12 protein-coding genes are annotated in these 12,941 nt (G+C 38.3%); 10 read left to right on the top strand and 2 right to left on the bottom strand.

Annotation, left to right across the window (positions count from 1 at the left end):
• Nucleotides 1–17: 17 nt before the first annotated feature.
• On the top strand, nucleotides 18–1,022 hold the full coding sequence (locus J7E77_RS07435) for a Gfo/Idh/MocA family protein (RefSeq protein WP_214713312.1): 1,005 nt from the start codon (nucleotides 18–20) through the stop codon (nucleotides 1,020–1,022).
• A gap of 2 nt (nucleotides 1,023–1,024) precedes the next feature.
• The gene (locus J7E77_RS07430) at nucleotides 1,025–1,885 is read left to right on the top strand and encodes a sugar phosphate isomerase/epimerase family protein (protein ID WP_214713311.1); all 861 of its coding nucleotides are present in this window, start codon (nucleotides 1,025–1,027) and stop codon (nucleotides 1,883–1,885) included.
• A gap of 505 nt (nucleotides 1,886–2,390) precedes the next feature.
• On the opposite strand, the gene J7E77_RS07425 is transcribed toward J7E77_RS07430, so the two are convergent.
• Complete coding sequence (locus J7E77_RS07425; RefSeq protein ID WP_214713310.1) at nucleotides 2,391–3,572, bottom strand: ROK family transcriptional regulator; 1,182 nt, start codon at nucleotides 3,570–3,572, stop codon at nucleotides 2,391–2,393.
• A gap of 232 nt (nucleotides 3,573–3,804) precedes the next feature.
• On the opposite strand from J7E77_RS07425, the gene J7E77_RS07420 reads away from it, so the two are divergent.
• From J7E77_RS07420 to tkt, 8 genes are all read left to right on the top strand, one after another.
• Nucleotides 3,805–5,073 (top strand): nickel pincer cofactor-dependent isomerase, group 22, encoded by a 1,269-nt coding sequence (locus tag J7E77_RS07420; RefSeq protein WP_214713309.1) that lies wholly within the window; start codon nucleotides 3,805–3,807, stop codon nucleotides 5,071–5,073.
• 22 nt (nucleotides 5,074–5,095) lie between these two features.
• The gene (locus J7E77_RS07415) at nucleotides 5,096–5,866 is read left to right on the top strand and encodes an SDR family oxidoreductase (RefSeq protein WP_168245983.1); all 771 of its coding nucleotides are present in this window, start codon (nucleotides 5,096–5,098) and stop codon (nucleotides 5,864–5,866) included.
• Nucleotides 5,867–5,954: 88 nt separating this feature from the next.
• The gene (gene larE, locus J7E77_RS07410; protein ID WP_214713308.1) at nucleotides 5,955–6,758 is read left to right on the top strand and encodes an ATP-dependent sacrificial sulfur transferase LarE; all 804 of its coding nucleotides are present in this window, start codon (nucleotides 5,955–5,957) and stop codon (nucleotides 6,756–6,758) included.
• 152 nt (nucleotides 6,759–6,910) lie between these two features.
• Nucleotides 6,911–8,383 carry a gluconokinase gene (locus tag J7E77_RS07405; RefSeq protein ID WP_214713307.1) on the top strand — a complete coding sequence of 491 codons (1,473 nt, stop codon included), beginning with the start codon at nucleotides 6,911–6,913 and terminating at the stop codon, nucleotides 8,381–8,383.
• A 24-nt stretch (nucleotides 8,384–8,407) separates the two neighbouring features.
• Nucleotides 8,408–9,166, top strand: coding sequence for a nickel pincer cofactor biosynthesis protein LarB (gene larB / locus J7E77_RS07400; RefSeq protein WP_214713306.1), 759 nt, complete (start codon nucleotides 8,408–8,410; stop codon nucleotides 9,164–9,166).
• Nucleotides 9,163–10,008, top strand: coding sequence for a nickel pincer cofactor biosynthesis protein LarC (gene larC, locus J7E77_RS07395; RefSeq protein WP_214713305.1), 846 nt, complete (start codon nucleotides 9,163–9,165; stop codon nucleotides 10,006–10,008). Before larB ends, larC begins: the two co-directional genes overlap by 4 nt.
• 47 nt (nucleotides 10,009–10,055) lie before the next feature.
• The gene (gene larC2 / locus J7E77_RS07390) at nucleotides 10,056–10,532 is read left to right on the top strand and encodes a nickel pincer cofactor biosynthesis protein LarC2 (protein WP_168242344.1); all 477 of its coding nucleotides are present in this window, start codon (nucleotides 10,056–10,058) and stop codon (nucleotides 10,530–10,532) included.
• Nucleotides 10,533–10,597: 65 nt separating this feature from the next.
• Nucleotides 10,598–12,610, top strand: coding sequence for a transketolase (gene tkt, locus J7E77_RS07385; protein WP_214713304.1), 2,013 nt, complete (start codon nucleotides 10,598–10,600; stop codon nucleotides 12,608–12,610).
• A 49-nt stretch (nucleotides 12,611–12,659) separates the two neighbouring features.
• Here the strand turns inward: tkt and J7E77_RS07380 are convergent, their stop codons facing one another.
• Nucleotides 12,660–12,938: a hypothetical protein gene (locus J7E77_RS07380; RefSeq protein ID WP_214713303.1), complete on the bottom strand. Its 279-nt coding sequence runs from the start codon at nucleotides 12,936–12,938 to the stop codon at nucleotides 12,660–12,662.
• Nucleotides 12,939–12,941: the final 3 nt, after the last annotated feature.

The following is a 12,941-nucleotide window of genomic DNA, read 5'->3' as shown; positions in this document are numbered from 1 at the left end:
AAAAAGGGGAGAAGCTCATGCTAAAAGTAGCAGTAATAGGGCTTGGAGATATTTCAAAAATTCATATTCCAGCTATACAAGCGAACCCAAATGCTGAGTTAGTGGCAGTTTGTGATCTTGATGAATCATTAAAAGATAACGTACCTGGGGTAAATTTTTATCGAGATTATCACGAGATGCTTGAAAAAGAAAACCTTGATGTTGTCCATAATTGCCTGCCTCACTATCTACACTATCCTATAACAAAAGCTTGTGTAGAAAAGGGTGTTCATGTTTTTCAAGAAAAGCCGTTGGGCTTGAACACGGAAGAGGGACAGGCACTCGTAAAACTAGAGGAAGAACACAGTGATGTTAAAATCGGTGTGTGTTTACAAAACCGTTATAATGAGTCGTTTGAAATGCTTATGGAGATTGTCAAAGGCGGCGAATATGGCAAGGTCACAGGAGTTAAAGGATTGGTGGCTTGGTATAGACCAAAAGCTTATTATGATGTGAAACCTTGGCGTGGAAAAATGGCGTATGCCGGGGGCGGTTCCATGATCAATCAATCCCTCCATACACTGGATTTAATCCAGCTAGTCGGCGGAAAAATAGAATCAATAAGAGGTTCAGTGGACCAATTATTGGATTATGGGATTGAAGTGGAAGATACTGCTTCCGCACATATACTCTTCGAAAACGGTGCAAGAGGATTATTTTTTTCAACCAATGCCAATCCAGAGAACTCCAGTGTAGAGCTTGAAGTATATCTTGAAAAGGGTAAATTCATCATTAAAGACAGCATTCTCACAAGAATAAATGAAGAGGGAAAAAAGGAAGAATTGGTAGAAGATGCTAAGCTGCCTGGCTCAAAATTCTATTATGGTGCCAGCCATGCGAAAACGATCAATCAATTCTATAACTGTATTTTACAGGGTACTCATGATTATGTTCATGCAAAGGATGCGGTCGTATCTATTCAAATGATTGATGCCATTCGACTTTCTTCAGAGACAAAACAAAGTATTAAGATGGAGGGATAACCATGAAAAAAGGTAAAATCGGCGTTCAAATGATGATGCTTAAAGGCAAAGTGGAAGAACTAGGTGCTTATGAAACAATGAGAAAAGTTAGTGAGCTTGGATATCACGCTGTTGAAGTATCTCAAATACCTATGACTCCAGAAAACGTAGCGGAATTAAAAAGGGCGAGTGTAGATTTTGATATCAAGATTGCGGCTCTTTCTGCCGCTGTAGAGCCAATGTTGCCTGGAATGCCTGGCGAAACATTGACAAGTGATTTTGAAAAAATAGTTAATGATTGTAAGACACTTGATTGTAATTTCTTACGTATTGGTATGCTTCCGTTAACATGTATGGGCCATAAAGATAAAATCATGGAATTTATTGAAAAGGCAGAAGTAATGGCTCACAGATTAGCTGAGCATGGAATTGAATTGTATTACCATACTCATCATTTAGAATTTCAAAAATATGATGGTGAATATTTGTTAGACATTATTAAAAATAACACCACTAAGCTTGGATTTGAATTAGATGTTCACTGGATTCAAAGAGCAGGCGTAAATCCTGTGGAGTTTGTTAAGGAATATACAGGTCGTATTTCACTCTTACATTTGAAGGATTATCGAATTGGACAAATGGATTTAAGTGAAGTTGACTTCAAAGATATGGCTAAATTCTTTGACAAATTCACGAATACGATTGAATTTGCAGAACTCGGTGAAGGAAACCTTGATATCAAAGCGATTACTGAAGCCGGTCTTGAAAGCGGTGCACAATATTTCTTGGTAGAACAAGATGATACGTATGGTCGCGATCCATTTGAATGCCTAGCAATTTCAGCTAATCACCTGAGAAAACTAGGATTTGGCGAATGGTTTTAAAATTAAAACGACCGAAAAAAGATATGAAGTAAATTGGGTGTCAGGCACTATGGTGTCAGGCACTTTCTTTTTTTTTAGGCTGTGTTATAGGACAATGTTGATTTTATAGCCAAGTTGATTGGAGCGGAAATCAACAGCCAAGTTTAAAAAGCCAAAAAAAAACCCAATTCACATTTTATTTACGTGAATTGGTTCTGACAGGTTCAGATAGATGAAATGGAATGTATTCACCATGTTTTTCAATTTGTTTAACTACTAAATTAATTAAATGTTTCATTACAATTCCTCCTAGTAATTTGATACTCTTATTATCATTTATTATCAAAATTTAAACAAACTCACTGAAAACGGAAACAAACAGGATGAAAACGGGAACATTGGTTATGAAAGTGTTCACATCATCTTTTTTCTTATAATTACGTCGATTTTCTCGCTATTTCATTCATTCCAAATAAAAAGGAAAAAGCCCTCTGGAATGAAGGCTTATAGTTACTTTTTGCTTATTCTATTTATCGAGAAAGCTTTCCTCACACGAAGTTAAACAAAGCTCTGAAACCCCTAAAAAGTTTTGAATGGTCAAAGCACAGGCACCCATGATACACGCCCTTTTGCCAAATTCTGAGATCAACAATTCCGAATAATGACTAATGGAAGAAGAGAGATGGGCTTTAAGTTCTTCAGCTGCATTAGGATATAAACGAAGGATTTCACTATTTACCACTAAGATTTCAGGATTATAAAGGTTAATTAAATTATTTAATCCAATAGAAAGATACATAATAAATCGATCTATCTCTTTGAGGAAAACAGGGTCATGTTCATTGATCCGATTTTGAAAATCTTCAAGGTTGAAAGCTATTTCTTTTTGATTTTCAGCAAATTGGGTAATAAAACTCAATTCGGAAGCGTATTGTTCCCAGCATCCCAAATTTCCGCAACGGCAGGGGAGTCCATTTGGAACGACAATCATATGCCCAATCTCACCTGCGTAACCGTGGAATCCTTTGAATAATCCACCATTGATAATAAATCCAAGACCAATTCCAGAATACAAACTGACAGATAATAGGTTGTTACTTTGGTGGTGTTTATACACTTTTTCCGCAATGGAGCATAAGTTGGCATTATTTTCGAGGTAAACATTGACTCCTATTTCATTTTCTAAGTCTTTTTTTAAGTTTTTGTTTCGCCAACCGTGTTGAGGGACAAAATCAATTATTTCATCTTTATTCACAATTCCATGAATTCCAATGGTAATACCAACAAGACCGTAACGAGTATGGGCGAATTTAAATTTATAACAAGTAATCTGTTCTATTAATAACTTAAGAATGACATCATATTCAGATACTTGTATTTCAATTATATCTGTCTGAATAGAAGTACCAATTAAATCTGATATGGTAAAAGTAATTGAATTTTTATCTAGGTCAATTCCCAGGGCAAAACCTGCCTCTCGGTTAACTGAGAGCATGATTGGCCTTCTCCCCAAACTTTTGTGTTCCTGTTGTGTTTCAATAATTAATTCTTTGTCCAATAAATCTGATACCTGTACAGAGATCGTCGCTTTATTTAATCCTGTAATTTTTGCAAGCTCTGCTCTAGATATCAATTTATGCTCAACAATTTTACTTAAGATTAAAGACTTGTTCATTTTCTTGATAAATGCTGCATCTCCTGTGAGCATAAAGAACCTCCTTGCATTTTTAAAAGGAAATAAGTTATTAATATTGACGTAATTTAGCCATAATGATATTATACAGGTAATTAGTTTGTTTGGTAAACAAATTAATGAATAATACTTTTTTTTAGTTTCTTTTGTAAGGGATTACAGGGGATTTCATTATAGCCTCATCAATACATGGAATGTAATAGAATGAGGAAAACTTTAATAGGTAAAAAAAAGGAGTGATACAAACATGGGTATCCTACAAGAATTATTAAAAGATATTCCAGTTCCTAAAATGGCAAAGGTCAAAGTTCACTTTGATAACACAAAGATTGATGACCTTGGTACTACGCTGAAGGAACAATTACAGCAAGTACATATTCAGAAAAAAGTACAGCCTGGGATGGAAATTGCGGTTGCTGTTGGCAGCCGCGGACTTGATCGCCTCGTTGAAATTACTGAGGTAACGGTCAAGTTTCTTAAAGATTTAGGAGCTAAACCTTTCATTGTACCAAGCATGGGGAGTCACGGGGGGGCGACTGCAGAGGGTCAACGCGAAGTTTTAGCGCATCTTGGTGTAACCGAAGAAAGTGTCTGTTGCGAGATTCGATCTTCAATGGATGTAGTAAAGATTAGTGAGCTGCCGAATGGATTACCAGTCTATGTGGATAAATTTGCATCAGAAGCGGACGGAATCGTTGTTATTAATCGTGTGAAACCACACACAGCTTTTCGTGGACCAGTAGAAAGTGGAATTATGAAGATGATTAGCATTGGATTAGGAAAGCAAAAAGGGGCAGAGGCCTGTCATCAAATGGGATTTAAATATATGGCAGAAAATGTCCCAGCCATGGCAAAGATCATCATGGAAGAGACCCCCATACTTTTCGGAGTTGCAACAGTTGAAAATGCATTTGATAAAGTTGCAATTATTGATGTACTTACTCCAGAAGAGATTATTAATAGAGAACATGAACTTCAAAAACAAGCAAAAGAGTTATTGCCAAAGCTTTTCTTTGATCAATTGGATGTCCTTGTAATAGATGAAATAGGTAAAAATATTAGTGGGGATGGTATGGATCCGAATATTACGGGACGTTACCCAACACCGTATGCATCTGGTGGACCTGAAGTTAACAAAATGGCGGTGCTCGATGTAACACATCAATCAGAGGGTAATGCCAATGGCGTAGGAACGGCTGATTTTACAACACAACGGCTAATAGACAAGATGGACAAAGAAGGAACTTATGCAAATGGTTTAACTTCAACCGTTGTTGCTCCTACAAAAATTGCTACGACATTACCAAACGATAAACAAGCGATCCAAGCGGCTATTAAAACATGCAATATTCTAGATTTTAGAAACGTCAAATTAGTCCGCATTAAAAATACATTAGTGTTAAGTGAAATTGAAGTATCTGAGCCTTTACTTGAATATGTAAAACAGCATCCAAATATGGAACTAAGTTCAGATCTTTATGATATTCCTTTTAATGAAAATGGAAATTTATTTTAACAGAACAAAGGAGAGAAGAATGATGTCAAATTTATTCGATTTAAGTGGAAAAGTTGCAGTCGCAATTGGTGGAAATGGTGTATTGGGTTCAGCAATGGCAAAAGGCTTGGCTTCTCAAGGGGCAAAAGTTGCGATTGTAGGACGTAATCTTGAAAAAGCAGAGGAAGTTGTCAAGGAAATTGAAGAGAACGGCGGGGAAGCAAAGGCGTTTTCTGCAGATGTTAGTTCAAAGGATTCTTTAGTTAACGTTGCGAATGAAATTGAACAATGGTCCGGCGGCTGGGACATTCTTTTAAATGCACCAGGTACAAATAGTGCTACACCATTTTTTGAACTTGGTATGGACGAATGGGACAAAATTATGGATATAAATTTAAAAGGAATTGTGTTAACCTGCCAGATTTTTGCAAAGAAAATGATTGAGCAGGATAGAAAAGGAAGCATCATTAATATCTCATCTGTTTCCTCAACAACACCACTTTCAAGAGTGTTTACTTATTCCGTATCAAAAGCAGGCCTTAACAGCGTTACACAGTTTCTAGCACGTGAATTTGCTCCAAATGGGATTCGTGTTAATGCAATTATTCCAGGGTTTTTCCCTGCTGAACAAAACCGAAAAATTTTAGATAAAGAACGCATTGAATCAATCATGCGACATACCCCAATGAATCGTTTTGGTGAGGCGGAAGAGTTACAAGGTGCTACTGTTTGGCTTGCCTCTGAGAAAGCGTCAAGTTTCGTAACAGGAACTCTCGTTCGTGTTGATGGCGGCTTTGGCAGCATGACTATATAATCCAAGGTACACATAAATCTACAGCTCAATAAATAAATTAACAATGGCTGACTTTAAATTGGATGAGGGATAGGGGGAGAAAAGGACCATGCTAACAGAGAAATACGAAAAATTAACGTCTATTCTCCGAGAAATGGAATCCGTGGTTGTAGCATTTTCAGGAGGAGTGGACAGTACATTTCTATTAAAGGCTGCTGTGAACGCATTAGGTGCTGAACATGTTCTCGCCATTACAGCAGACTCTGAAAGCTACCCTTCTAGTGAGCTTGAAGAGGCAAAAGTACTTGCAAATCAAATTGGTGTCAGGCACCAAGTGATTGAAACATCTGAACTCGCAATCCCAGGATACGCGGAAAACAATAAAAATCGTTGCTATTTTTGTAAAAGCAGTTTATTTGATCACATAATTCCAGTTATGGAAGAAAAGGGCTTTCAAAATGTAGTTTATGGTGTCATTGCTGATGATATGAATGAATTCCGACCAGGTATGCAAGCCGCTAAAGAAAAGGGGATACGCGGTCCACTCCTAGAAGCTAATCTTTTTAAACAGGAGATCAGAGAACTCTCCCGGGAATTTAGTTTGCCGACATGGGATAAACCATCTTTAGCTTGCCTTTCTTCAAGAATTGCCTATGGTGAATATATTACAAAAGAAAAGCTGACGAAGGTTGAAAAAGCTGAAGCTTATTTAAAAACATTAAATATTCATCAAGTACGGGTCCGAACACATCAGGATATTGCAAGGATCGAAGTAGAACCTAATGATATGAAGGAAATTCTTGAAAATCATGACTCGATCGTGCAAGCACTTCAAGGCTATGGTTACAAATATATCACGTTAGATTTAATTGGATATCAGAGTGGAAGCATGAATAAGGTGTTATCTGAATAGCTTTCTGCTCGGCAAATTAGCTTAGGAGTGTACACTGAAAAAATGGCTTTGGATCATCCAAAGCCTCTTATTTTAACGATAATATAAATAGCAATAAAGGATCAAAATAAACTCCAATATTACTTATTGTTATGTGAAAAGGAAGAGGAAGTATGTCAAGAGAAGTTGTAATTGGACTTGATATCGGAACTACAAGTGTTAAAGCATGCGTATTTGACTTACAAGGCAAATTAATCGCAGAAGCCGAGAGAATGAACACATTCAATTATCCACAGCAAGGATGGGTGGAACAAGACCCCATTGAGATTGAACAATCAGCTGTACAAGCAATCAAAGAGGCGATCCAAAAAGCTGGTATTGAGAAAAATGAATTAATTTCAATCGGGTTTTCAGCTGCAATGCATTCACTGATTTGTGTAGGTGAGAATGGCTGTCCAATATCTCCGGCCTTAATTTGGGCTGATGGAAGAAGTTATCTACAAGCAGAATCAGTGATCGAAACAATGGGTAACGAGGTTTATTCAAACACAGGAACACCGGTTCATCCAATGACACCATTCGTTAAGTTGTTATGGATGAAAGAAACAAAATATGAACCCTACCTCCAAGCAAAGTACTTTATGTCGATTAAAGAGTATTTACTACAATGCTGGTTTAATCAGCGGGTTATTGATTATTCGATGGCATCTGCGACAGGTTTATTTAACCCTGCCACACATACTTGGAATCAAACATTATTATCTCTATCGGATATTCATGATGGTCAGCTTTCAAGAATTGTCCCTCCAACTGAGATATTAACAGGGATTAATCCACAAATTGCGGAAGAAATGGGAATTGACCCGGAACTTCCTTTTGTGATTGGTGCTGCCGATGGCCAATTGGCTAACTTGGGAATTGGAGCGATTCTCCCTGGTGAAGTTGCGGTTTCAGTTGGTACTAGCGGGGCCATCAGACAAATCACAAAAGGCGTTAAGATAAGTGAAAATCAAGAAACCTTTTGTTATTCCTTTACTGAAGATTTTTCTATCATTGGAGGTCCAACCAATAATGGCGGGATTGCCTTACAATGGTTAAAAGACCTTTTGAACGACCAAAGAGACTTCTCCGAATTCCTTGCCGATGCAGAAAAGGTTCCGCTTGGCGCAGACGGAATCATCTTCCACCCTTATTTAAATGGCGAAAGAGCGCCGATTTGGAATCAACGGGCAAAAGGGAATTTCTTTGGATTATCTGTAACACATAAAAGAGAACATTTTATCCGAGCTGTTCTAGAAGGAATCACTTTTAACCTCTTTCAAATTGGCAAGGCATTAGAGAGGTTAGCTGGGAAACATCAAAAGATATATGCTAACGGTGGTTTATCCAGATCTCCATTGTGGCTGCAAATGATGGCAGATGTATTCGATGCGGAAATTTATGTGCCTGAGAGCTATCACAGTGCAGCATGGGGAGCAGCTTGGACAGCTTTAGTGGCTACTGGTAAAGTAAATTCATTTGAAGAGATTAAAAAGAATATTCCAATGGGTAAAGCAATCGTTCCTATTAAGGAAAATAGTGAAAAATATAGAATTATATATGAGAACTATGAAAAATTGGCAAGTGGAATGACAAAACATTTTTGAAGTGTATATTAAGGGGGAGAACGAATGCTTGAAGAAATTTTAGAGCAGGTTCAAAGAGGTACCCTAAGTGTTAAAGAAGCTAAGGAGCAATTAGCAACATTTGAAAATTTAGGATTTGCTAAAGTTGACCATCATCGTAAGAAACGTCAAGGATTCCCAGAGGTCGTGTACGGTGAAGGGAAGACGACTGAACAAATTGTTTCAATTATTCAAGTGTTACGAGCTCGAAACAACCAAGTACTCGTCACACGTATTTCCAAAGAAAAGGCAGAAATTGTCCAACGTTCTTGCCCTGATTTTATCTACAAAGAAGAAGCACACATTCTTTTTTGGAAAGAGGACCATGCGAATGAGGGGGATCCACAAGGGTATATTGCTGTGATTTGTGCAGGAACCTCGGATTTAAGGGTTGCAGAAGAAGCTGCAGTGACTGCTGAAGTATTAGGAAGCAAGGTCCATCGTATCTATGATGTCGGTGTTGCTGGAATTCATCGCCTGTTAAGCCATGCTGAGGAAATTCAAAATGCCACGGTTTCCGTTGTAGTTGCAGGTATGGAAGGGGCACTTCCCAGCGTAGTGGGCGGACTTGTATCACATCCTGTAATTGCAGTCCCAACAAGTATTGGATATGGGGCAAATTTTAATGGACTATCTGCCTTATTAACCATGTTAAATTCATGTGCTTCCGGGATTAGTGTCGTGAATATTGATAATGGGTTTGGCGGGGGATATAACGCAGTATTAATTGATCAACTTGCACAAAAAGGGGCCAGAAAAAATTGAAAACACTTTATTTTGATTGTTTTTCAGGTATCAGCGGTGATATGGTCATTGGAGCCCTTATCGATGCCGGAGCAGATCCCAATCGGTTAGTAGAAGAATTAAAAAAACTTCATATTGATGATGAGTATAAGTTGACATGGACAAAGTTAGTAAAGAATGGGATTACAAGTACCAAATTTGACGTGGTGTTATTGAACAATGCTCATGACCATACACACGACCATAATCACGAGCACGATCATGACCATGAGCACGATCATGACCATAATCATGAACAAGATCATAATCACCATCATCACAGTCATAGCCACGAACATGAGCACCATCATCATGAGCACCGTGCATATAAGGATATTGTTGGATTAATTGAGAGTGCTGGTTTTGCTGAGCCAGTGAAAGCAATGGCTTTAAAAATTTTTAAAAGAATCGGTGAAGCAGAAGGACATATCCATGGAATTCCACTAGAGAAGGTCCATTTTCATGAAGTAGGGGCAGTAGATTCGATTATTGACATTATCGGAGCTGCTATCTTAATTCATCAATTAGAAATAGACGTAATCAAGTCATCACCCATCCCAGTAGGAACTGGACGTATCCATATTGACCATGGTATTTATCCTGTCCCTGCACCGGCCACTCTTGAAATTTTGAAAGGTGTACCAATTGAACAATCGGACATTCGCTTCGAGCTCACTACTCCAACGGGGGCAGCGATTGTCGCTGTACTGGCAGAAGAATTTTGCCCCATACCATCCATGAAGGTTACATCCATTGGTTATGGTGCTGGAACGAAGACCTTTATAAACCATCCCAATGTGCTCCGTGTCATCATTGGGGAATAGTAAAAATAGCTCTTAAATCCTTTTTATGAAAGAAAGGAAATGATTTAATGGTCTCTCATCATCCTCCCAGCAATGAGCATCTTGATGATCAGATGGTCAAAATGGAAGTTAATCTCGATGATATTCCTGGAGAATGGCTAGGCTATGTGATGGACTTGCTGTTTGAGGCTGGCGCTAATGATGTCTTCTATACCCCGATTTATATGAAAAAGAATAGACCAGGCGTATTGCTTCAATTGCTTTGCTCGATGAAACATATAAATACAATGAAGGAAATTCTTTTTAAGGAAACCACCACACTAGGAATACGCTATTATCCGTTAACAGTACACCGGTTAGAAAGAATGTTTAGGAAGGTTACAACTGAGTGGGGTGAAGTGACAGTAAAAGAAGGAATTTATGAGGGACATGTTGTGCAAAGAGCTCCGGAGTTTGAGGAATGCAAAAGCATTGCACAACTACATAACATTCCCTTGAAAAAGGTTTACGAAATGGTTTGGAAGGCTTTGGGTAATGAAAACTAAGCCTTTCAAACTGCTCTATAACAAGGTTGATATACAATATTAATAGATTTGGAGTGTAATAGCACATGACAACATTACTTAATGAAACAAAACTTGATCAATTAGCCATAAATACGATTCGTACTTTATCGATTGATGGGATCGAAAAGGCCAACTCCGGTCATCCCGGCATGCCAATGGGTTCAGCCCCAATGGCTTACACGCTTTGGGCAAAAGAAATGAATCATAACCCAGTGAATCCTAAATGGTTTAACAGAGACAGGTTTGTTTTATCAGCAGGTCATGGATCAATGCTTCTATATAGTTTATTACATTTATTTGGTTACGACGTAACCATTGACGATTTGAAAAACTTCCGTCAATGGGGAAGCAGAACTCCTGGTCACCCTGAATTTGGTCATACTCCTGGGATAGAAGCAACTACAGGGCCATTAGGACAAGGGGTTGCTATGGCTGTGGGGATGGCAATGGCGGAAAGACATCTTGCAGCTACATACAATCAAGAGGGATATACAATAGTTAATCATTATACTTATGGTATTTGTGGAGATGGTGATTTAATGGAAGGTGTATCTGCTGAAGCAGCATCCCTGGCAGGTCATCTTAAACTTGGAAGACTAATTGTTATGTATGATTCAAATGACATTTCATTAGACGGAGATTTGCATTTATCTTTCTCTGAAAGTGTGGAGGATAGATTTAAAGCCTATGGATGGCAAGTGATTCGTGTAGAAGATGGAAATGATACTGATGCTATTCAAAAAGCATTACAAGAAGCAAAAACTGAGTTGAATCGCCCTACTTTAATTGAGGTTAAAACCGTGATCGGTTATGGTTCTCCAAATAAAGCTGGTAAGTCTGCTTCCCATGGGTCTCCACTTGGGAAAGAAGAAATTAAGTTAACAAAAGCTGCATATAATTGGGAGAATGAAGAGCCATTTTTCGTTCCCGAAGAAGTAAAAGAGCATTTCAAGCAATTTACGCTAGATGGCCAACTCAAAGAAAATGCTTGGAATGAATTATATGCGAGTTATAAGAAGGAATACGCAGAGCTTGCTAAGCAATTTGAAGCCGCGATCATTGGAGAGCTTCCGGCAAATTGGGAAGAAGCCTTACCTGTTTTTACGGAAGGAGAAAAAATCGCAACTCGCGTATCATCGGGGAAAACACTGAATGCGGCAGCCAATGTTGTCCCACATTTTATCGGGGGGTCTGCTGATTTAGCAGGATCGAACAAAACACTTATTACATCAGAAAAAAATTACTATATTGATAGCTATGCAGGTCGCAATATTTGGTTCGGAGTGCGTGAATTCGCAATGGGTGCCGCACTAAATGGGATGGCTCTTCATGGCGGCGTTAAAGTATTTGGTTCTACTTTCTTCGTATTCTCTGATTACTTACGTCCAGCAATTCGTCTAGCTGCCTTAATGAAGCTTCCTGTTACTTATGTGTTTACACATGATAGCATCGCTGTAGGTGAAGACGGACCTACACATGAACCAGTTGAACAGCTAGCAGCATTACGTGCAATGCCGGGAATTTCCATTCTTCGCCCCGCGGATGCGAAGGAGACTGTTGCCGCTTGGAGATTAGCAATGGAAAGCACAGATACGCCAACAGCCCTTGTTTTAACACGTCAGGACTTACCGACATTAGCGCTTTCACAACAAACGGTTTATGAAGGTGTTAAAAAAGGTGCATATGTTGTTTCAGAAGCAAACGGCAATGCTAACGGTTTATTGCTTGCAACAGGATCAGAAGTGTCCTTGGCGATGGCAGCTCAAAAAGAGCTTGAAAGTGAAGGGATTTTTGTATCAGTTGTAAGTATGCCAAGCTGGGATCGTTTTGAGAAACAATCGCTTGAATATAAAGAATCAATCCTTCCTAAAAATATTAAAGCACGTCTTGGTATTGAAATGGGTTCGTCAATTGGATGGAGAGAATATATTGGGGACAATGGCAGTGTCATTGCCATCAATCAGTTTGGGGCATCTGCGCCTGAAAGTATATTACTTGAGAAGTATGGTTTCACAGTTGACAATGTCGTGAAATGCTTTAAGGAGCTTAAAAATTAAGACGTTAAACGATAATAGAAATGGCTGCCAGATTGATGGCAGCCATTTTTTAGATCCATTTAATCTCTTTCACTATTTGTTGTCTAAACAACTGGATGATAAATTCATTATAAAAGTCTTTTCTAACGATTATTTGAAACCGATTATTCGGGTGAATATAAAAATGGATATCAGTTAGGATGTTATTTGAATCAAAATACCCACGAATTTCTTCGATTTTTTTCTTCCATTTATTTTCAACAAAAGTAAGGGTGAATTCAAAATCATCGCCGTTAGCAGTTTCCTTTAAGTCGAGAAGCTGTTCGTTATATTTATACTCCACTTTCATCAT

The sequence above is a fragment of the Bacillus sp. ISL-77 genome, from assembly GCF_018613105.1.
The sequence above is the reverse complement of the archived record's forward strand: the minus strand, read 5'-3'. Positions and strand labels throughout refer to the sequence as shown.

Bases quoted from the DNA above. Each gene is read 5' to 3' on its own strand.
- J7E77_RS07435 (WP_214713312.1), top strand. From the start codon at position 18: ATGCTAAAAGTAGCAGTAATAGGGCTTGGAGATATTTCAAAAATTCAT.
- J7E77_RS07430 (WP_214713311.1), top strand. From the start codon at position 1,025: ATGAAAAAAGGTAAAATCGGCGTTCAAATGATGATGCTTAAAGGCAAA.
- J7E77_RS07425 (WP_214713310.1), bottom strand. From the start codon at position 3,572: ATGCTCACAGGAGATGCAGCATTTATCAAGAAAATGAACAAGTCTTTA.
- J7E77_RS07420 (WP_214713309.1), top strand. From the start codon at position 3,805: ATGGGTATCCTACAAGAATTATTAAAAGATATTCCAGTTCCTAAAATG.
- J7E77_RS07415 (WP_168245983.1), top strand. From the start codon at position 5,096: ATGTCAAATTTATTCGATTTAAGTGGAAAAGTTGCAGTCGCAATTGGT.
- larE (WP_214713308.1), top strand. From the start codon at position 5,955: ATGCTAACAGAGAAATACGAAAAATTAACGTCTATTCTCCGAGAAATG.
- J7E77_RS07405 (WP_214713307.1), top strand. From the start codon at position 6,911: ATGTCAAGAGAAGTTGTAATTGGACTTGATATCGGAACTACAAGTGTT.
- larB (WP_214713306.1), top strand. From the start codon at position 8,408: ATGCTTGAAGAAATTTTAGAGCAGGTTCAAAGAGGTACCCTAAGTGTT.
- larC2 (WP_168242344.1), top strand. From the start codon at position 10,056: ATGGTCTCTCATCATCCTCCCAGCAATGAGCATCTTGATGATCAGATG.
- tkt (WP_214713304.1), top strand. From the start codon at position 10,598: ATGACAACATTACTTAATGAAACAAAACTTGATCAATTAGCCATAAAT.
- J7E77_RS07380 (WP_214713303.1), bottom strand. From the start codon at position 12,938: ATGAAAGTGGAGTATAAATATAACGAACAGCTTCTCGACTTAAAGGAA.